The organism is Halomonas icarae (genome assembly GCF_009901955.1).
Taxonomy (GTDB): Bacteria; Pseudomonadota; Gammaproteobacteria; order Pseudomonadales; family Halomonadaceae; genus Halomonas; species Halomonas icarae.
Window position 1 is genome coordinate 2,886,539 of sequence record NZ_WUTS01000001.1, and the last position, 19,238, is coordinate 2,905,776.

Sequence of the window (19,238 nt, forward strand, 5' to 3'; positions counted from 1 at the left end):
ATCAAAAGAGAAAGACGAGGTCAGCCGCGAGGAAACTGCTCCAGCAACTCCACCAGAAGCGCTTCCGGGGTGGCGTCATACACACAGGCATCGCCCATGGCACGCAGCAGCACCAGGCGCAGGCGACTGTCGACGTTCTTCTTGTCGAGACGCATGCGCGACAGGAAGTCATCAACACCCATTCCGGCCGGGGCATCCAGCGGCAACCCCGCCAGCCGCAGGATCACCCGCAACCGCTCGACATCACGCACCGAGAGCCAGCCCAGTCGCGCCGAAAGCTCGGCGGCCATCAGCATCCCGGCACCCACCGCCTCGCCGTGCAGCCAATCGCCATAGCCCTGATGCGCCTCGATGGCATGACCGAAGGTATGCCCAAGATTGAGCAGCGCCCGCACCCCCTGCTCGGTCTCATCCTCGGCGACGATCTCCGCCTTGAGCGCACAGCTGCGCTGGATGGCGCCTGCCAGGGCGTCGGGTTCCAGCTCGCGCAATGCGGGCAGCGACCGCTCCAGCCAGGCGAGGAAGTCCGCATCGCGAATCAGGCCATACTTGATCACCTCGGCCAGCCCGGCGGAAAGCTCGCGGGGCGGCAGGGTGTCCAGGGTATCGGTATCGATCAACACCCCTCGCGGCTGCCAGAAGGCGCCGACCATGTTCTTGCCCAGCGGGTGGTTGATTCCGGTCTTGCCACCCACCGATGAGTCCACCTGGGCCAGCAGGGTGGTCGGCACCTGGATAAAGGCCACGCCACGCTGATAGCAGGCCGCGGCGAAGCCCACCATGTCACCGACCACCCCACCCCCCAGGGCCACCAGGGTACAGCGCCGATTGAAGCCCGCCTCGAGCAGCGCATCCCAGATGCGCGAGACATGCTCTAGGTTCTTGGTGGCCTCGCCATCCGGCAGCACCAGCTCGCGCACCTCCACGCCCTCGGGCAGAGCGGCGCGGCAGCGCTCAAGGTAGAGTGGCGCCACCGTCTCGTTGGTGACGATCATCGCCTGCTGTCCGGCCAGCCAGGGGGCCAGGACACCGGGCTCATTGAGCAGGCCGGGGCCGATATGAATGGGGTAGCTGCGACTGCCCAGCGCCACCTCGAGGGTGTGCGGGCCGGAAGGGGTCTGGGTCATGGTTCAGGCCTTGGCTTGCAGAGGGTCGACCAGCCGCGTCAAGCGGCGGACGATATCGTTGACCACCGAGCGCGGACCACGCCGATCGGTGCGTACCGTCAGGTCGGCGGTGGCACGGTAGAGGGGGTCACGCTCACCGAACATCTGGCGCAGCACCGCCTCCTTGTCGGGGCGCTGCAACAACGGACGATTGCGATCCTTGGCGGTTCGCCTGAGCTGCTGCTCCACGGTGGTGAAGAGGTAGATGACGGTGCCACGCTCACGCAGCATGCGACGATTCTCCTCGCGTAGTACCGCACCCCCGCCGGTGGCGATCACCACCCCCTCGCGGTGGGTCAGCTCGTCGATCATCAAGGTCTCGCGATCGCGAAAGCCACCCTCACCCTCGACGTCGAAGATCCACGGGATATCGGCACCGCAACGGTCCTGGATCTCATGGTCGGTATCCAGGAAGTCGCGAGAAAGCTCGGCCGCCAGGAGGCGGCCGATGGTGCTCTTGCCGGCCCCCATGGGGCCGATCAGTATCAGGTTGGGTAGTGCCAGCATCAGCGAAGGGCCACACCGTCATCCAGGATTCGTGGGGTAATGAACACCAGCAACTCTACCTTGTCATCGCTCTGTTGGGTATAGCGGAACAGGTTGCCGAGCACCGGAATATCCCCCAGGAAGGGCGTCTTGATAAAGTTTTCCAGCTCTTCGGTCTGCAGGATCCCCCCCAACACCACGGTCTCGCCATTATCCACCAGCACCTGGGTCTCGATCTCGTTCTTGTTGATCGGCGGCTCCTCGCCAGGGTTGAACTCCCCGAAGGTGTCGTTGGTGATCGCCACATCCATGATGATGCGATTATCCGGGGTGATCTGCGGCGTCACCTCCAGGGAGAGCACCGCTTCCTTGAACTCCACCGCCGAGGCGCCACTGGCCGATGCCTCGCGGTAGGCACGCTCCTGCCCCTGCTTGATCACCGCGGTACTCTGATTGGCGGTAATCACCCGTGGCTGGGAGATCGTATAGCTCTTGCCATCGCTTTCCAGCGCTCTCAGCTCGAGGTCGAGCAGAATATCACCAGACAAATACCCGAAGCTAAATGCTGAGACAGGGTTTGCACTACCTAGGTCAACAGTTAGCCCACCCCGACTAAATAGATCAGGTGCATCGTTTTCAATCTGAACAACCCCATCCGTGACTGTTGTTGTCGTACTGCCTTGCAACTGCTCACCGCCTGAGTAGCGACGCCCACCATCACCAATATAAGGATTTCCTGTTGATGCACCTCGCGTATTAAAACGCCCACTGCTAGTTGATGACGCCCCCCAGTTCACGCCTAGCTCCCGAGCAGCACTATTGCTAGCAATGACGATACGCGCCTCGATCTGTACCTGGCGCACCGCCACATCGAGACGCTCAAGCGTATCCATGATCGTGCTGATCTGCTCGGCGGTATCTTGAATCAGCAGGGTATTGGTACGCGGATCCACCGCCACCTTCCCGCGCTCGGTCAACAGGCCGAAACCATCCTGCCCCCGCAGCAGCGCGGCGATATCATTCGCCTTGGCGTAATTGACCTGAATATATTCGGTCTCCAGCGGCGCCAGAACCTCCAGCTGCTCGCGGGTCTCGAGCTCCAGCTGCTCGCGCTGGGCCAGCTCGGCGGCCGGAGCCACCACGATCACATTGCCCTCCTGGCGGCTGGCCAGACCATGACTCTTGAGCACCAGGTCCAGCGCCTGATCCCAGGGCACATCCTCGAGATTGAGGGTCACGCGACCCTGCACGCTATCGCTTGCGACCAGGTTGAGACCGGTGAAGTCGGCGATGATCGCCAGCACCGAGCGCACCTCGATATCCTGGAAATTGAGGGTAATCCGCTTGCCGGTGTAGGGAAACTGCTCGCGCACCCGCCGCTCCTGCTGCTGGCGGGTAACCGGCTGGGCCTCGATGGTCAGCTGGCGGCCGCTCTGGGTAGAGACCATGGCATAGTCTCCACTTCCCTGAATATTCAGGACGACACCGTTGCGCCCCACCTGCGGCGTCACCCGCTGCAGCGGGGTGTCGAAGTCGCTGACATCGTAGACCTGGTCCAGCGAGGCGGGCAGATCGACCCCCATCAGCTCGGCGGTGATCCGGTTGCGACCGGTCTCGCGCACCCGGGCATCGATGCCGGCACGATCGAAGGTGACCACCAGCCGGCCGGCACCATCGTTACCACGACGAAAGTCGATATCTTCGACGCTTGGTCCGCGACTGACCGGCTGGCGGGAGGACGATGCGGGCTCAGCCGTCGACGCGTCGGTAGTCGACGCCACGCCGGTATCGGCGGCACCGCCACCAATGGCCAGGCGCAAGCGGTTGCCCTGCTCTCGGGTGTTGTAGGGCAGCGGCCCCTCGAGATCGAATACCAGACGGGTCCTCGAGCCCGCCTCCAGGGCGGTAACCCGCTGCACCCCGCCAATACCCAGGGAGTAGCTGCGACGATCGAGGCGGTTATCGGTCTCCATCAGATCGATGGTCAGCCGTGCAGGATCGTCAATGCGATAACCACGCACCTCGGGAACCAGGCCGGAAAACTCAAGATCGACCTCAAGCTCACCGCTGGATCCTTGCCGAAAATCGAGCTCTTCGAGCGTCGACGCGGCCATAGCAGCCCCCGAGACCGCCAACATGGCGAGCAGCGCCACGGTACGCTTGATAATGTGTGCTTGCATGGCTGGTTCCCTTCCCCCTGCTTGACGTTGCTCCCCGGGAGCAATGATAAACTGCTGCGCTGTTCGCACTTGTTATTGACTGCCGAGCCTGCTGAGCTAGCCGCTCTGCTGGCCGTTGAGCTCGAGCCGCGTGGTGCGCTCGACCCAACCACCACGCCCGGTTGGCACGATCTCGATCAACTGTACCGTTGATGAGGTGATACTGACGATACGACCGAAATCGCTCCCCATATGGTTGCCCACCCGCAGCCGGTGAACCTGGCCATCCGGTGCATGCACCAGCGCGGAGGGCTGACCACCCTCGGTCAGGGTGCCTACCAGACGTAGCTCCCCGAGGCTATAGGCCTCCAGCGCTTCCCGCTCACGGCCCAGATCGGGCGCCAGGTCGGTGGCAACCTGAGTCTGCTGCTCCTCCTCGGGCATGCGCGGCACAAAGGGGCTGCGCAGATCGGCATATGTGTAGGGCACTGCTTCGAAATCGGGTATCTCCGGTAGCTCGATCTCCGGTGCGGGGGCGGGATTGTTACGAATCTCGGCCAACTCGCGGTCGAGACTGGTCAGCTGCGGATCGGCACAGCCGACGACCAACAACAGGACTGCACTCCCTGCGACTACTCTCTGCCCGGCCCTCATGAGTCGCCCTCCGCGTCTTTCCGATAGCTGTAAGTTCGCGCCACCAGGGCAAGCCGCAGGTTGTGACCGTTATCCCCCTCCGGTGACAACGTCATGTCATGCAGGGTAACAATGCGTGGCAGGCCGGCGACGCCGGCCAGGAAGGCGGCGATACGGTGATAGTCGCCACGCACCTGAATATCGAAAGGCTGCACGACATAGTGTTCCTGGGCCGCCGTGCCACGCAGACGGATGTAGTCGATCGTCAGCTGGTTGTCGAGGGCAGTCTCGGTGATATTGTCGAGCAGGGCCGGAATCTCCGCACCACTGGGCAACATCTCGCGCAGTTCGTCCATGCGCACCTCGAGAGCCTCCACCTGCTCACGAAGAGGCTCAAGCCTGGCGGCCAGCGCCGCCTTGGTTCTGAAGGCGCGAATCAACTGTGGCTCTTCGGCCCTGACCTGCTCGAGCTGTGCTTTGGCTGGCGCAGCCAGATACCAGTGCATGGCGAAGAAAGTCACACCCAGCGTCAACAGACAGAGCAGCAGCTGCAATGACCAGGGCCACACCCCGGCCTCCTTGATATCGAGCTCGCGCCAGTCCAGCTCGCGCAGCCGACGCATCTCGGCATTGAGGTTCATGGCCTCTCCTCCTCGGTTCCGCCGGATGACTTTTCCGCGTGCGTTGCGGGCATGCGCTGACTCATGCTGAGACTGAAGCTTCTACGCTCCCCGCCGCCCTCGGCTTCGACTCCCGATAGCACCGGCTCGGTAAAGGAGGCTGCCGCCCCCAGCCGGCGCAGCTGATCCGACACCTGGCCGTTATCCTCGGCTCGCCCGGAGAGGCGCAGACCGTCATCCTGTCGGCTGAACTGGGTGTAATGCACTCCCTCCTCGAGACTGGTGATCAGATCGCTCATCACGTGAACCGTCTGGCTGCGCCCGTTCTGCAGCTCGGTAAAGACGCCAACCTTCTCGATCACCTGATCACGAACCGTCTCCAGGTCGCCGACCTCTCTGATCGATGAGTCAAACTGACGAGTCTGGGTCTCGATATAGGCATTGCGCTGACGCTGAACCTCGACTTGCTGCTGATAGAACCAGGTCATGGCATAGCCTCCAGCAATTCCCAGCAGCGCCGCCCCCCCCAGTGCCACATAGAAGCGCTTGCTGCGCCGCGCCCGCTTCTCTTCTCGCCATGGCAGCAGGTTGATCTCGATCGTCATGAGCGCGCCCTCAATGCCAGACCACAGGCCGTCAACATGGCTGGCGCTTCGCCGGAAAGCGTCTGTACATCGATGCGGCTGTTGACCTTCATGCGCGCCAATGGATTGGCGATGGAGACCTCCATTCCGCTCTCCTGGGCCAGGCGCTCGGCCAGGCCAGGCAGTACGCTGGTACCTCCGGCCAGCACCATATGACGCACCTCCTGCTTGCGCCCGGCGGTGTAGTAGAGCTGCAGCGAACGCCCGACCTGCTGGGCCAGGGTATCCAGGAAGGGAGTAAGGACGCTGTGCTGGTAGTCTTCCGGCAAGCCGCCGCGCTTCTTGGCGAGCCCCGCTTCGTCATAGCTCAGGCCGTAGCGATTACGAATCTCCTCGGTCAGCTGACGACCGCCGAATACGGTGTCACGACTGTAGACGATCCGCCCATGACGCAGCACATGGAAGGTATTCATGTTGGCTCCGATATCCACCAGTGCCACGCAATCCTCCTCTTCGACATGTGCCGGCAACTGGCGGCGCAACTCGGTGAAGGCCCTCTCCATGGCAAAGGTCTCGACATCTACTGCTGCCGGCGTCAACCCTGACTGCATCACGGCGTCGGTCAGCTGGCTGACCTCCTGCTGCCGGCAGGCCACCAGCAGCACGTCCTGCTGGTCGGCATAGCGCGCATTGAGTCCCAGGCGCTGGAAGTCATAGGCGACTTCACTGAACGGAAAGGGAATGTGCTTGTCAGATTCAAGCTCGATTCGCGACTCGATTTCATCGCTGCTTAGCGATGCGGGTAGCGTGAGCGTCTTGGTGATCGCTGCGCTGGCGGGTACGGCTACCACTGCCTTGCGGGTGCGAGGCTTGGCCTGATGGACGGCTCGGGTAAGGGCGTCAACCACCTCGTCCATATCCTGTATGCGTCGCTCGACCACCGCGCCCTCGCGCAGCGGCCTGACGGCATAGCTCTCCACCTGATACGTGGCGCCAGTTCGCCTGAGCTCCACAAGCTTGACCGTGGCCGAGGTGATATCGACACCGATCACTCCCTTGCTTGATGCCATCAATCGCATCTCTGCTTTGCCCCTGCTGAGTCGTGCGGCATGCTTGCCTTGACGTGGTGCCTGCCTTGCTTCTACCACGGCAGGTCTCGATTGTTTATCTCAGTCTTGTCGCATGAGGTTACATGATCTTGCCATTACTAACACGGTAAACCTTGGGCTAGCATCGTCAACGCTGGTGACCCTCGGCCGGGCTTTCTATAATGGCCCGGCAACCAATGTCGCAACCAACGTATCGTCATCGCTTCACATCCGCTCCAGTTCCCAGCATGGACACCGCCATTTCATGACGTTTATCAGAACCCTGCTCTTTTCCCTGGTCTGGCTCACCGTCTCGCTGATCGCCGCGGCGGGCCTGGGCGTAGTGGGCGCCGCCCTCTACTTTGCGCCCGGGCTGCCCGACGTGCGCCAGCTCCAGGACTTCGAGCTGCATTCACCACTGCGCATCTATACCCGCGATGGCAAGTTGATCGGCGAATATGGTGAAGAGCGCCGCCTGCCCATCGACCATGACGAAATCCCTGCCGAGTTTATCCAGGCACTGCTGGCCGCCGAGGATGACGGCTTCTTCGAGCACCGTGGCGTCGACCCCATGGGCCTGCTGCGGGCGGCCGGGGAACTGGTAGCAAGCGGCGGCGAGATTCAGTCCGGCGGCTCCACCATTACGATGCAGGTAGCGCGCAACTATTTGCTGACCCTGGACCGTACCTTTACCCGCAAGATTCGGGAGATCCTGCTCGCCCTGCAAATGGAGCGAGTGCTCAGCAAGGAAGAGATCCTCGAGCTCTACGTCAACAAGATCTTCCTGGGTCATCGCGCCTACGGCATCGCCGCCGCCGCCGAAATCTACTATAACCGTCCGCTGGCCGAGTTGACCCTGGCCGAGAAGGCGATGATTGCCGGCCTGCCCAAGGCCCCCTCCAGCTTCAACCCTCTGACCAACCCCGAGCGCGCGCTGATTCGCCGCAACTGGATTCTGTTCCGCATGCGGGAACTGGGGCATATCGACCAGGCCACCTATGATGAGGCGGTGCAGGCCCCCATCACCGCCGAGCGCCATGTGGCTAAGGCCGAAGTCGATGCCGATTACGTCGCCGAGATGGCGAGACAGTATGCCGTCGACCGCTTCGGCGAAAGCGAGGTCTATACCGGCGGATACAAGATCACCACCAGCCTGGATAGCGAGCTCCAGCCCATGGCGCGCCGCGCCCTGGCCCGTGGCCTGATCGACTACGACACCCGCCACGGCTGGCGCGGGTCGGAAGAGCAGCAACTGCCGCCGAGTCTGGCAGAGGCCCAGGATCGCACCGAGCGCAGCGGCCTGGAGGAGGAGCTCGAGGAGTCCCCCGAAGTGCTGGAGACCGCCCGACGCGCCGCCGAGCGAAGCGAGACCCGTATCGAAGGAATCGACGGCGACGTCAGCAACTGGGTGCAGGTGCTGGAGCGCACGCCACGCTATGGCCTTCTCCAACCTGCCATCGTGGTAGAGAGTGAAGGCCGCCAGATGCGCGTGCTGATGCGCGAAGGCAAGCTGCGGACCATCGAGTGGGACGGCCTCTCCTGGGCCCGCGAGTACAAGAGCGCACGCTACCGCGGCGCCGAGCCAGGCTCGGCGGCCGAGATCGCCGGCCGTGGCGACCTGGTGCGCGTGATGGAGCGCGACGACGGCAGCCTGCGCCTGGCTCAGCGCCCCGACGCGGAAGGCTCCCTGGTGGTGATGCATCCCGATACCGGCGCCATTCTCGCCCTTCAGGGCGGTTTCGACTTCAACGCCAGCAAGTTTAATCGCGCCGTACAGGCTCAGCGCCAGTCGGGCTCCATCTTCAAGCCCTTCATCTATCTGGCGGCGCTCGAGAGCGGCATGATGACCGCCGCCAGCGTCGTCAACGACGCTCCGGTGGTGATCGACGACGGCAGCAACGAGCTGTGGCGCCCGGTCAACTCAAGCGGTGACTTCCTCGGCCCGATGCGCCTGCGCAATGCCTTGGCGCGATCTCGCAACCTGGTGACCATCCGCGTGCTTCGCGAGGTGGGCCTCAGCGAGACCATCGAGTTCCTCAAGGGGTTCGGTTTCGATGAATCGCGCCTTCCCCATGGCCTCTCCCTGGCGCTGGGCAGCGCCAGCCTGACCCCTCTGGAGATGACCAGCGCCTATGCGATTCTGGCCAACGGCGGCTTCAAGATCTCGCCCTGGTTTATCGAGCGCGTCGCCAAGGGCGAAACGATTGTAGAAGAGACGCAGACGGTCGTGGCTTGCCGCGAGTGCAGCGCCGGGCAGGAGGAGGTAACGATTGAGGGTGAGCGCCATGCCGTCGCCGAGCGCGTGGTCGATCCCATCAACCTCTATATCCTGCGCGACATGCTGCGTGATGTGATCGAGAACGGCACCGGCCGCCGTGCCCTGGAGCTGGGCCGCGAGGATATCGTCGGCAAGACCGGCACCACCAACGGCCAGCGCGACACCTGGTTCGCCGGTTTCAACAGCGATCTGGTGGCCACGGTCTGGCTAGGCAAGGATGACAACACCACCACCGCCGAATACGGCGCCAATGCGGCCCTGCCGATCTGGATAGCGTTCATGGGCGAGGCCCTCGACGGCAAGCCCCTGGCCATGCCCGAGGCTCCTGGCGAGCTGATCACCGCACGCGTCGACCCCGAGACCGGCCGACGCGTATCGAGCGGCGGCATCAGCGAGCTCTTCCACCCCGACCACCTTCCTGAGCGGCAACCACGCCGTGTGGAGCGTGAGGTGGAACAACAGAGTGGCTCCCAGGGTACGGGCGTCTACGAGGCAATCTTCTAACGTTTCGACCAATCCCGGCATTCGCTGGCAGCGGCGCGGAGGCTCTCGTCCCTCGACTGATTCACGCGCCGCTCTCCACTTACGATACCTGGCAACCCGAGAGACCGACCATGCCGCATTCTGCGTTTCGGTCCTGCACATCTGTATGGCTGGCGCTTTTCGGCCTGTTAGCAATTGCGGGCCAGGTGCACTCCAGCCCCTTCTATGCTCCGCCCTTGCCCACAGAGGACGACGAGGCCTTCAGCGGCAGCACCGAGCTGGGCTACACCCATATGTCTGGCAACACCGACAGCCAGACCTTGATCGCCAAGGGCCGACTCACCTGGTTTACCGACAACTGGACTCACACCCTGCGCGGCGAGGTACGCAATGTCAGCCGTGATGGCGACACCAGCGCCGAGCAGTACCTGGTGGCCGGTCGCGAACGCTTTGACCTCGAAGGCCCCCACTACCTCTTTGGCTTCGCTCGCGGAGAGAGAGACCGCTTCAGCGGCTATGACCAGCAATTCACCACCATCGCCGGCTATGGACGAGACCTGCTCGACGACGAGCGTCACCGACTTTCACTGGAATCGGGACCGGGCTATCGCTACGACCGCATCGAGGGGAAGGAGAACGCCTCGCTGGGCGTGGCATATGGCGCGATGGCCTACGAATGGGCTTTCTCGAAGACCGCGAGTCTGGAGCAAGAGCTGTCGGTGGAGGCCACTGACGACAACACCACCTCACGCTCACTTTCGTCACTCACCGCTCGGCTAAACTCACACCTGGCCTTGAAGCTGTCGCACGAGATCAAGGATACCTCGCGCCCTCCGGCGGACGCTGAGGCACGTACCGACGAGACCACCAGCGCCTCCATTCTCTACGACTGGTAATCCAGTAACACATAAATACTGACGCCGGCTCGAGGGCCGGCGTCGTCATGGGCGGTGGCGAGTACTCAGAGGCTCATGCTCCGTAGATGTCATCCACTGCGGTCAGCGGGTAATGGGAGGGGTAGGGCTTGCGCGCCACACCGGAGTCCACGGCAGCCTGAGCGACGGCGGAGGTCACCCGGTCCAGCAGGCGTACATCGACCGGCGTGGGAATGATGTAGTCGCGACCGAAGCTCATGCTCTCCTTGCCATAGGCCTCGAGCACATCTCCGGGCACCGGCTCCCGCGCCAGGTCCTTGAGCGCGTGCACCGCCGCCACCTTCATCTCCTCGTTGATTCGCGTGGCCCGAACATCCAGGGCACCGCGGAAAATGAACGGGAAACCCAGTACATTGTTGACCTGGTTGGGATAGTCGGAACGACCGGTGGCCATGATCACATCATCACGGGTCTCGTGAGCGACATCGGGGTGGATTTCCGGGTCCGGATTGGTGCAGGCGAACACCACCGGGTTCGAGGCCATCTTGCGCAAATGATCGGCACTCATCAGCCCTGGGCCGGAAAGTCCCACGAAGGCGTCGGCGCCATCGATGGCATCATCGAGGGTGCGCTTGTCGGTCTCCACGGCAAACATCGCCTTGTACTGGTTGAGATCCTCTCGCCCACTATGGATCACGCCCTTGCGATCGAGCATCACGATATTCTCGGCGCGAGCACCACAGGAGACCAGTAGCTTCATGCAGGCGATGGCCGCGGCGCCAGCCCCCATGCAGACAATTTTCGCTTCGGAAAGCTTCTTTCCGGCAATATCCAGGGCATTGAGCATGCCGGCCGCGGTGACGATGGCGGTTCCATGCTGGTCATCATGGAACACCGGGATGCTGCACTGCTCGATGAGCGTGCGCTCGATCTCGAAGCACTCTGGCGCCTTGATATCCTCGAGGTTGATTCCCCCCCAGGTATCGGCGATGCGCGCCACGGTATCGATAAAGGCCTGAGGACTTTCGGCATTGACCTCGATATCCACGGAGTTGATACCGGCGAAGCGCTTGAACAGCACTCCCTTGCCTTCCATGACCGGCTTGCTGGCCAACGCCCCGAGATTGCCCAGGCCTAGGATGGCAGTCCCATCGGAGATCACTGCCACCAGGTTACCCTTGCCGGTGTAACGGTAGGCATTTTCAGGGTCCCGAGCGATCTCGCGCACCGGCTCGGCCACGCCGGGGCTGTAGGCCAGTGCCAGATCCCTGGCAGTGGCGGTAGGCTTGGTGAGCTCGATGGAGAGTTTTCCGGGAATGGGTTTTGCGTGGTAGTCCAGCGCCGCCTGTCTTGCATCAGTCATGCTCGAGATCCATCAGGAAGGGTGACTTGTTCAACAAGTATAGAAAAATATTCCACAACTGAACAGCGCCCCACGAAGCGCCTGCTGGACGCTCGTTTGACGCCGTTGCCGGCACCTTGTCGCCAAAACGCAAGAACCCGCCAGGAAGGCGGGTTCTCGTGACGGCTGACCGACATCGGTCACGATCAGCGCTTGAGCGCGGCGCCGAAACGCTTGTTGAAGCGCTCGACACGACCACCGGTGGTGGCCTGCTTCTGCTTGCCGGTATAGAAGGGATGGCACTGAGAGCAGACGTCCAGTTCCAGATCGCGACCGGCGGTGGAGCCGACCTCGAAGGTGGCGCCGCAGGAACAGGTTGCGCTGATCGTCTTGTATTCGGGGTGGATACCTTGTTTCATCTTGAGCCTCGTTGCGCTGTATGCCGCCACCTGATCCGCTGCCAGGCACCGCACACGGTTGTCTATCGATTGACGAGCAACACTATTGATTGCCAAACAATCATGGGATCACCGGAACCCCTCGTCGCCGACCAGGCGCCGGGGAGCGCCGCATACTACCAGAGTCGCCGCCGGAGGCCAATTGCCAGGTTCACCAATTTTGCGGGTACTACGCGTCGCCATTCCCTCGCCACTGCATCGCCTGTTCGACTACCGCCCAGCCCCCGACGTTCCGGCCTGCGGCTGGCAGCCGGGGCTACGAGTGCGAGTGCCCTTCGGTCGCCGCGAGGTGGTCGGTATCGTGGTGGAGTGTCGCGAGCAGAGTGACCTGCCGCTGACTGCCCTCAAGCGAGTCACTGCCTGCCTGGACGACGCCCCGCTGCCCCCGGACTGGCTATGGCTGTGCCGCTTTACCGCACGCTACTATCAACACCCACTGGGCGACACCCTGCACCAGGCATTGCCGGTCCTGCTGCGTCAGGGACGTGCGCTGGCCCCACGCACACGCGAGCGCTGGGCGCTTACCCAGGCGGGACACACCGCGGGGAGCGACGCCCTGCCCCGTGCCCCACGCCAGGCGGCGTTGCTGGAGATGCTGCGCCAGCACCCCCACGGCCTGGTCAGTCAGGCGATCCTCGCCCAGTCATTCAGCCGCGACCAGCTCAAGGCTCTCACCGCCAAGGGGCTTGTCGAGCGTCACGAAGAACCCCTCACCGCCGCGCCCCTCCCCGACCCTGACCATCTGCTGGCCAGCCCTGCGCTGCCGCTCAACCGCGAGCAGGCTCATGCTCTTTCGGCGCTCCACGAGCGGCTCGATGGCTACCATCCCTGCCTGCTGGAGGGCGTCACCGGCAGCGGCAAGACCGAGGTCTACCTGCAGTTGATCGAAGCGGTCGTGGGACGCGGCCGCCAGGCGCTGATACTGGTGCCGGAGATCGGACTCACCCCCCAGACCCTGGCACGCTTCCGCAAGCGCTTCCGAGTACCGGTGGTCGCCCTGCACTCGGGGCTCACCGAGCATGAGCGACTGGATGCCTGGGAGGCCGCGGCCAGCGGCCGGGCCCCCATCGTGGTCGGCACCCGCTCGGCGATCTTCACCCCTCTGGCCCGCCCTGGTGCGCTAATCGTCGACGAGGAGCATGACGCCTCCTACAAGCAGCAGGATGGGCTGCGTTACCATGCCCGAGACCTCGCCGTGGCCCGCGCCCATCACCACCGTATCCCGCTATTGCTGGGCAGCGCCACGCCCTCGCTGGAGAGCCTGGCCCGAGCGCACCGCGGCGAGTGGCGTCACCTGCCACTGACCCGGCGCGCTACTCGCCACGCCCCCGCGCGCCTGGAGCTGCTCGACCTGCGGGGGCGCCCTCGCCTGGGTGGCCTGGCCCCACCGGCGCTGGAGGCGATCTCGGAGACCCTCGACGCCGGCCACCAGGTATTGGTGTTCATCAATCGCCGCGGCTTCGCGCCCACCCTGGCCTGCCATGCCTGCGGCTGGCTGGCCGAGTGCGACAGCTGCGACGCGCGCATGACGCTTCATCGCCAGCCGCCGCTACTGGCCTGCCACCACTGCGATCGCCGCCGCGTCTTGCCCGACGCCTGTCCCGAGTGCCAGAGCATCGACCTGCGGCCGCTGGGCAGTGGCACCGAGCGCACCGAGGAGACTCTCGCCGAGCGCTTCCCCAAGGTGCCGGTGCACCGCATCGATCGCGACAGCACCCGCCGTCGCGACGCCTTCGAACAGGCCCTGACCGAGGTTCGCCGAGGTGACCCCTGCCTGCTGGTGGGCACCCAGATGCTCGCCAAGGGACACCACCTGCCTCATGTCACACTGGTCGTGGTAGTCAATGCTGACGCCGGCCTCTATGCCAGTGACTTCCGCGCCCTTGAGCAGGGTGCTCAGCTGCTGGTGCAGGTGGCCGGCCGCGCCGGTCGTGCCGCCCACCCCGGGCGAGTGCTGGTCCAGACCATGCATCCCGACGACCCTCACCTGCGCCTGCTGGCCGAGCGCGGTTATGCCGCCCTCGCCGAGCGCCTCCTGGAAGAACGACGCGCCGCCGCGCTGCCACCATTCCGCTTCCTGGCCCTGCTGCGCCTGGAAAGTGCCAGGGAAGAGGCCGCCGGCGAGTTGGGCCGCCGCACCGCCGCCGCACTGCGGGCCTGGCTGGCCGAACGCCAGCTGACGGTGGACTGCCTGGGCCCGGTGCCGGCCCCCATGGAGCGGCGCCAGGGTCGCTATCATCTGCAGCTGATGCTCGGCGCCGAAAAGCGTAGCGCCCTTCACGAGGCCGGCGCCTGGCTCACCGCCTGGCTGGAGGCCACCCCCGAAGCCCGCCGGGTACGCTGGTCGCTGGATATTGATCCGCAGACGCTCAGCTGAAGCCTGCCCTTTAAAGCCGCCCCACAATTGCCGATAATGGCCGGCCATGCCCGCTCAGGGCTCCATTTCCATGCCCACGCCGGGGCGAGCGCCTCTTTATCGCCGGTTCATCGGCCGCTCACCCCGACGCCACAGGACATCCAACGCCCCATGAAAGAGACCATCGTTGCGCTGCTCGAGGACGCCCTCGACTCCCTCAGGCAGCAGGGCGTGCTGCCCGCCGACCTCGCCCCGACCATCAAGGTCGATCCCACCCGAGACAAGGCGCATGGCGATTACGCCACCAACCTGGCACTGATGCTGGCCAAGCCAGCCGGCCGCAAGCCCCGTGAGCTGGCCGATATCCTGGTGGCCGCCCTGCCCGAGAGCCCGGCGGTCAGCCGGGTCGAAATCGCCGGTCCCGGCTTCGTCAACTTCTTCGCCGCCACCGACGCCGCCGCCCAGGTGGTCCGCCAGGTGCTCGATTCGGGCGATGCCTATGGACGCAGCCTCACCGGCCAGGGGCAGAAGGTGCAGGTGGAGTTCGTCTCCGCCAACCCCACCGGGCCGCTGCATGTCGGCCACGGTCGCGGGGCGGCCATCGGCGACTGCGTCTGTCGCCTGCTCGAAGCCACCGGCTTCGATGTGACCCGCGAGTTCTACTACAACGACGCGGGCGCCCAGATCACCAACCTGGCGCTCTCGGTACAGGCCCGCGTCAAGGGGCTCGGCCCGGAGGATGAAGGCTGGCCGGCGGACGGTTACCGCGGCGGCTATATCATCGATGTGGCCAATGCCTACCTGGGTGGCGAGACCGTGCATGCCGACGACCGCCACGTTACCGCCAAGGCCGACCCGGACGACCTGGCGGCGATCCAGGAGTTTGCCGTGGCCTATCTGCGCCGCGAGCAGGACCTCGACCTCAAGGCCTTCGGCGTGAACTTCGACGTCTACTTCCTCGAGTCCTCGCTCTACCGCGACGGCAAGGTGGAGGCGACCGTCGAGCGTCTGGTCGAGAATGGCCACACCTACGAGCAGGATGGCGCCCTGTGGCTGCGCACCACCGATTTCGGTGATGACAAGGACCGGGTGATGCGCAAGACCGACGGTCAGTACACCTACTTCCTGCCCGACGTGGCCTATCACCTCGACAAGTGGCAGCGCGGTTTCACCACCGTGATCAACGAACAGGGGGCCGACCACCACTCCACCGTGACCCGGGTACGCGCCGGTCTGCAGGCCCTGGAAGCCGGCATCCCTAAGGGCTGGCCCGACTACGTGCTGCATCAGATGGTAATGGTGACCCGCTCCGGCGTGGAGGTGAAGCTCTCCAAGCGCGCCGGCAGCTACGTGACCGTTCGCGATCTGATCGACGAGGTGGGGCGCGATGCCACCCGCTTCTTCCTGGCCGCGCGACGAGCCGATTCCCAGCTCACCTTCGATATCGACCTGGCGCGCTCGCAGTCCAACGACAACCCGGTCTACTACGTGCAGTACGCCCACGCCCGGGTGTGCAGCGTCGAACGTCGTGCAACGAATGACGGACTGCCCTTCGACCACGCCCTGGCCATGGGCAATCTGGGTCGTCTGGAGGAGGACCAGGAGAAGGCGCTGCTGAACCGCCTGGCCCGCTTCCCCGAAGCGGTGACACACGCGGCCGCCGCCCGCGAGCCTCAGCAGATCGCCCAGTACCTCCTCGATCTGGCCGCCGACTTCCACACCTGCTACAACGCGGTGAAGGTAATGGTCGAGGATGACGCCCTGCGCAACGCCCGCCTGGCCCTGGGCCTGGCCACCCGCCAGGTGCTGCGCAACGGCCTGGAGCTGATGGGAGTCGGCGCCCCGGAGGAAATGTAACCCATGGCGACTCGCAAGCAGCCTGCGAAAAAGCGCGGCGCCACCAACAACCGGCGCCAGCCCAGCAAGAAGCCCCGTCGCGAATGGCGTCTTCCCGGCTGGATATGGGGCCTGGCCGGCCTGGTGGCCGGCTTCCTGCTCTCCCAACACCAGCACGGTGTGGCACCCTGGCAGGTAGAGGACTCACCGCTGGCCACGGTACTGCCGCGGAGCGTCTCGCCCGAGAGCGCACCAGCGCCACCCGCGGAGCCCAGCGAGCCGCCGATGCCGACCTTCGAGTTCTATACCCTGCTGCCGGAGTCCGAGGTGATCGCCCCCGGCGGGGAGATGCCCGCCTCCACGGCGACCCCGCCACCGGCGGCGGAGGTCGCAACCAATGCTGACTCGGCTCCCGCGGACGATCCGATCGCCGAGGTGATCGCCGCCAATCAGGCCGGCGACCGCCGGAGGTCGACTGAGCAGAGTACGACCGCCACCAACGCTTCGGGTCAGCGCTATATGCTACAGGCCGCCTCCTTCCGCGAGGCCAGCGATGCCCGGCAGCTGCGCAGTCGGCTACGTGACTTCGGCCTGCTGGCGCAGGTCAGCGAGGTCAAGGCAGGCGGCGGTCAGACCTGGCACCGCGTTCAGGTGGGACCCTACGAGGACCGCCGAGAACTGTCGCGCGCCCAGGACCTGATGACCACCCAGGGCATCGAGCCACTGCTTATCCAGCTCAACAACTGAGCAGGAACGCCCCATCTGCACGCTGCCCGCTTGAATTTCTGGCGCCACGCCCACACCTACTCCCACCAGACAGATCCATTACGGCGCCCGCAGGGCGCCGAAAGTCATCGGGAGCCGTTGACCCGCTCCCCCAAGGAGTCCCCTCCATGACGACGATCGTATCCGTGCGCCGCGGTGACCAGGTAGCGCTGGCCGGCGACGGCCAGGTTTCACTAGGCAACACCGTAATGAAGGGCAACGCCAGCAAGGTGCGGCGCCTCTACCGCGGCGACGTGCTGGCCGGTTTCGCCGGCGGCACCGCCGATGCCTTTACCCTCTTCGAGCGCTTCGAGGCCCAGCTGGAGAAATATCAGGGCAACCTGGTCAAGGCCGCCGTGGAGCTGGCCAAGGAGTGGCGCACCGACCGCGCCCTGCGCCGCCTGGAGGCGCTGCTCGCCGTGGCCAACAAGGACGCCTCGCTGATCATCACCGGCAACGGTGATGTGCTGGAACCCGAGGGCGGCATCATCGCCATCGGCTCCGGTGGCAATTTCGCCCTGGCCGCGGCGCGTGCCCTGATCGAGAACACCGACCTCGGAGCCCGCGAGATCACCGAGAAGTCGCTCGAGATCGCCGGCGATATCTGCGTGTTCACCAACCATAACGTCACCCTCGAGGAGCTGCCTGCCAAGGCGGGCTAAGGCCGACACCATGACCCAGATGACCCCCCGCGAGATCGTTCACGCCCTGGACCAGTTCATCATCGGCCAACAGGATGCCAAGCGCGCCGTGGCCATTGCCCTGCGCAATCGCTGGCGGCGCATGCAGCTCGACGGCGATCTTCGCCAGGAAGTGACGCCCAAGAACATTCTGATGATCGGTCCCACCGGCGTCGGCAAGACCGAGATCGCCCGCCGCCTGGCCAAGCTGGCCCGTGCCCCCTTCATCAAGGTCGAGGCCACCAAGTTCACCGAAGTGGGTTACGTGGGCCGCGACGTGGAGTCGATCGTGCGCGACCTTACCGAGGCGGCCATCAAGCTGGTTCGCGAACAGGCCAAGGAGGAGGTCGCGCATCGCGCCGAGGATGCCGCCGAAGAGCGCATCCTCGATGCCCTGCTGCCACCGCCCCGGGGCCAGGAAGACGAGCCCCGCCACGACAGCTCCACCCGCCAGATCTTCCGCAAGAAGCTTCGCGAAGGGCAGCTCGACGACAAGGAGATCGATATCGAGGTCTCCCAGCAGGGGCCCAATGTCGACATCATGACCCCGCCGGGCATGGAGGAGATGACCAGTCAGCTACAGAGCCTCTTCTCGGGCATGGGCAAGCAGAAGACCGAGACGCGCCGCATCGCGGTGAAGGATGCCTTCGCCGTGCTGCGCGACGAGGAGGCCGGCAAGCTGGTCAACGAGGAGGAGATCAAGGCCCGCGCCATCGAGTCGGTGGAACAGAATGGCATCGTCTTCCTCGACGAGATCGACAAGGTCTGCAAGGGCGGCGGCCAGTCCAGCGGTGGCGAAGTCTCCCGCGAGGGCGTGCAACGCGACCTGCTGCCGCTGATCGAGGGCTCCTCGGTCTCGACCAAGTACGGCATCGTGAAGACCGATCATGTGCTGTTTATCGCGTCCGGCGCCTTCCATCTGTCGCGCCCCTCGGACCTGATTCCGGAGCTGCAGGGCCGCCTGCCGATCCGCGTCGAGCTCAACGCCCTGACCCCGGATGACTTCAAGCGCATCCTCACCGAGCCCTCCGCAGCGCTGACCAAACAGTACCAGGCACTGCTGAACACCGAGGGGCTGGAGGTCGCCTTCACCGAAGACGGTATCGAGCGCATCGCCGAGATCGCCTGGAAGGTCAACGAGGGCACCGAGAACATCGGCGCACGCCGCCTGCACACCGTGATGGAGCGACTGCTGGAGGAGGCCTCCTTCCAGGGCAGCGATATCGGCACCCCGTTGACCATCGACGCGGCCTACGTCGACTCCCAGCTCGGCGAACTGGCGATGGACGAGGATCTGTCGCGGTATATCCTGTAACCCCAGCTTTAAGCCATAAGCCATAAGCCATAAGCTGGAAGCTGGAAGCTGGAAGCTGGAAGACATCATGCCCCCGCTAACTCTGGAGCCAGAGTTTGTCTTCCAGCCCCAGGC

At 64.5% G+C, this 19,238-nt stretch carries 16 protein-coding genes; 7 read left to right on the forward strand and 9 right to left on the reverse strand.

Annotation, left to right across the window (positions count from 1 at the left end; all coding sequences use genetic code 11):
- Positions 1-20: 20 nt before the first annotated feature.
- The 7 genes from aroB to pilM form a co-directional block, all read right to left on the reverse strand.
- Positions 21-1,127 (reverse strand): 3-dehydroquinate synthase, encoded by a 1,107-nt coding sequence (gene aroB / locus GRB80_RS13160; protein WP_161423870.1) that lies wholly within the window; start codon positions 1,125-1,127, stop codon positions 21-23.
- Positions 1,128-1,130: 3 nt separating this feature from the next.
- Positions 1,131-1,673, reverse strand: a complete 543-nt coding sequence (gene aroK / locus GRB80_RS13165; RefSeq protein ID WP_161423871.1) for a shikimate kinase AroK — start codon at positions 1,671-1,673, stop codon at positions 1,131-1,133.
- Entirely contained in the window at positions 1,673-3,832 is a 2,160-nt protein-coding gene (locus tag GRB80_RS13170) for a type IV pilus secretin PilQ (protein ID WP_161423872.1), read from the reverse strand. The genes aroK and GRB80_RS13170 overlap by 1 nt, the downstream gene beginning before the upstream one ends.
- A 96-nt stretch (positions 3,833-3,928) precedes the next feature.
- Positions 3,929-4,423, reverse strand: coding sequence for a pilus assembly protein PilP (locus GRB80_RS13175; protein ID WP_237561993.1), 495 nt, complete (start codon positions 4,421-4,423; stop codon positions 3,929-3,931).
- Positions 4,424-4,461: 38 nt separating this feature from the next.
- Positions 4,462-5,085 carry a type IV pilus inner membrane component PilO gene (locus tag GRB80_RS13180; RefSeq protein WP_132042769.1) on the reverse strand — a complete coding sequence of 208 codons (624 nt, stop codon included), beginning with the start codon at positions 5,083-5,085 and terminating at the stop codon, positions 4,462-4,464.
- Positions 5,082-5,669, reverse strand: a complete 588-nt coding sequence (locus GRB80_RS13185) for a PilN domain-containing protein (protein WP_161423874.1) — start codon at positions 5,667-5,669, stop codon at positions 5,082-5,084. Before GRB80_RS13185 ends, GRB80_RS13180 begins: the two co-directional genes overlap by 4 nt.
- Entirely contained in the window at positions 5,666-6,727 is a 1,062-nt protein-coding gene (pilM, locus tag GRB80_RS13190) for a type IV pilus assembly protein PilM (protein ID WP_161423875.1), read from the reverse strand. The genes GRB80_RS13185 and pilM overlap by 4 nt, the downstream gene beginning before the upstream one ends.
- 274 nt (positions 6,728-7,001) lie before the next feature.
- Between pilM and GRB80_RS13195 the strand changes: the two genes are divergently transcribed.
- Together GRB80_RS13195 and GRB80_RS13200 are read left to right on the forward strand one after the other, a co-directional pair.
- Positions 7,002-9,518, forward strand: coding sequence for a penicillin-binding protein 1A (locus GRB80_RS13195; protein WP_161423876.1), 2,517 nt, complete (start codon positions 7,002-7,004; stop codon positions 9,516-9,518).
- 215 nt (positions 9,519-9,733) lie between these two features.
- Positions 9,734-10,393 carry a DUF481 domain-containing protein gene (locus GRB80_RS13200; RefSeq protein ID WP_309663446.1) on the forward strand — a complete coding sequence of 220 codons (660 nt, stop codon included), beginning with the start codon at positions 9,734-9,736 and terminating at the stop codon, positions 10,391-10,393.
- 73 nt (positions 10,394-10,466) lie between these two features.
- Here the strand turns inward: GRB80_RS13200 and GRB80_RS13205 are convergent, their stop codons facing one another.
- Together GRB80_RS13205 and rpmE are read right to left on the reverse strand one after the other, a co-directional pair.
- On the reverse strand, positions 10,467-11,735 hold the full coding sequence (locus GRB80_RS13205; RefSeq protein WP_132042779.1) for a malic enzyme-like NAD(P)-binding protein: 1,269 nt from the start codon (positions 11,733-11,735) through the stop codon (positions 10,467-10,469).
- 185 nt (positions 11,736-11,920) lie between these two features.
- The gene (rpmE, locus tag GRB80_RS13210) at positions 11,921-12,133 is read right to left on the reverse strand and encodes a 50S ribosomal protein L31 (protein WP_132042781.1); all 213 of its coding nucleotides are present in this window, start codon (positions 12,131-12,133) and stop codon (positions 11,921-11,923) included.
- Between the two features lie 199 nt (positions 12,134-12,332).
- On the opposite strand from rpmE, the gene GRB80_RS13215 reads away from it, so the two are divergent.
- The 5 genes from GRB80_RS13215 to hslU all read left to right on the forward strand — a co-directional run bounded on the left by GRB80_RS13215 (position 12,333) and on the right by hslU (position 19,124).
- Positions 12,333-14,549 carry a primosomal protein N' gene (locus GRB80_RS13215; RefSeq protein ID WP_337194369.1) on the forward strand — a complete coding sequence of 739 codons (2,217 nt, stop codon included), beginning with the start codon at positions 12,333-12,335 and terminating at the stop codon, positions 14,547-14,549.
- A gap of 150 nt (positions 14,550-14,699) precedes the next feature.
- On the forward strand, positions 14,700-16,385 hold the full coding sequence (gene argS, locus GRB80_RS13220; RefSeq protein ID WP_132042785.1) for an arginine--tRNA ligase: 1,686 nt from the start codon (positions 14,700-14,702) through the stop codon (positions 16,383-16,385).
- 3 nt (positions 16,386-16,388) lie between these two features.
- Positions 16,389-17,111, forward strand: coding sequence for an SPOR domain-containing protein (locus GRB80_RS13225; protein WP_132042787.1), 723 nt, complete (start codon positions 16,389-16,391; stop codon positions 17,109-17,111).
- 146 nt (positions 17,112-17,257) lie between these two features.
- Positions 17,258-17,791, forward strand: a complete 534-nt coding sequence (gene hslV, locus GRB80_RS13230; RefSeq protein ID WP_132042789.1) for an ATP-dependent protease subunit HslV — start codon at positions 17,258-17,260, stop codon at positions 17,789-17,791.
- A gap of 10 nt (positions 17,792-17,801) precedes the next feature.
- The gene (gene hslU / locus GRB80_RS13235) at positions 17,802-19,124 is read left to right on the forward strand and encodes an ATP-dependent protease ATPase subunit HslU (RefSeq protein WP_132042791.1); all 1,323 of its coding nucleotides are present in this window, start codon (positions 17,802-17,804) and stop codon (positions 19,122-19,124) included.
- Positions 19,125-19,238 lie beyond the last annotated feature (114 nt).

Bases quoted from the DNA above. Each gene is read 5' to 3' on its own strand.
- aroB (WP_161423870.1), bottom strand. From the start codon at position 1,127: ATGACCCAGACCCCTTCCGGCCCGCACACCCTCGAGGTGGCGCTGGGC.
- GRB80_RS13225 (WP_132042787.1), top strand. From the start codon at position 16,389: ATGGCGACTCGCAAGCAGCCTGCGAAAAAGCGCGGCGCCACCAACAAC.
- GRB80_RS13185 (WP_161423874.1), bottom strand. From the start codon at position 5,669: ATGACGATCGAGATCAACCTGCTGCCATGGCGAGAAGAGAAGCGGGCG.
- argS (WP_132042785.1), top strand. From the start codon at position 14,700: ATGAAAGAGACCATCGTTGCGCTGCTCGAGGACGCCCTCGACTCCCTC.
- GRB80_RS13205 (WP_132042779.1), bottom strand. From the start codon at position 11,735: ATGACTGATGCAAGACAGGCGGCGCTGGACTACCACGCAAAACCCATT.
- hslV (WP_132042789.1), top strand. From the start codon at position 17,258: ATGACGACGATCGTATCCGTGCGCCGCGGTGACCAGGTAGCGCTGGCC.
- aroK (WP_161423871.1), bottom strand. From the start codon at position 1,673: ATGCTGGCACTACCCAACCTGATACTGATCGGCCCCATGGGGGCCGGC.
- GRB80_RS13195 (WP_161423876.1), top strand. From the start codon at position 7,002: ATGACGTTTATCAGAACCCTGCTCTTTTCCCTGGTCTGGCTCACCGTC.
- hslU (WP_132042791.1), top strand. From the start codon at position 17,802: ATGACCCAGATGACCCCCCGCGAGATCGTTCACGCCCTGGACCAGTTC.
- GRB80_RS13180 (WP_132042769.1), bottom strand. From the start codon at position 5,085: ATGAACCTCAATGCCGAGATGCGTCGGCTGCGCGAGCTGGACTGGCGC.
- GRB80_RS13170 (WP_161423872.1), bottom strand. From the start codon at position 3,832: ATGCAAGCACACATTATCAAGCGTACCGTGGCGCTGCTCGCCATGTTG.
- rpmE (WP_132042781.1), bottom strand. From the start codon at position 12,133: ATGAAACAAGGTATCCACCCCGAATACAAGACGATCAGCGCAACCTGT.
- pilM (WP_161423875.1), bottom strand. From the start codon at position 6,727: ATGCGATTGATGGCATCAAGCAAGGGAGTGATCGGTGTCGATATCACC.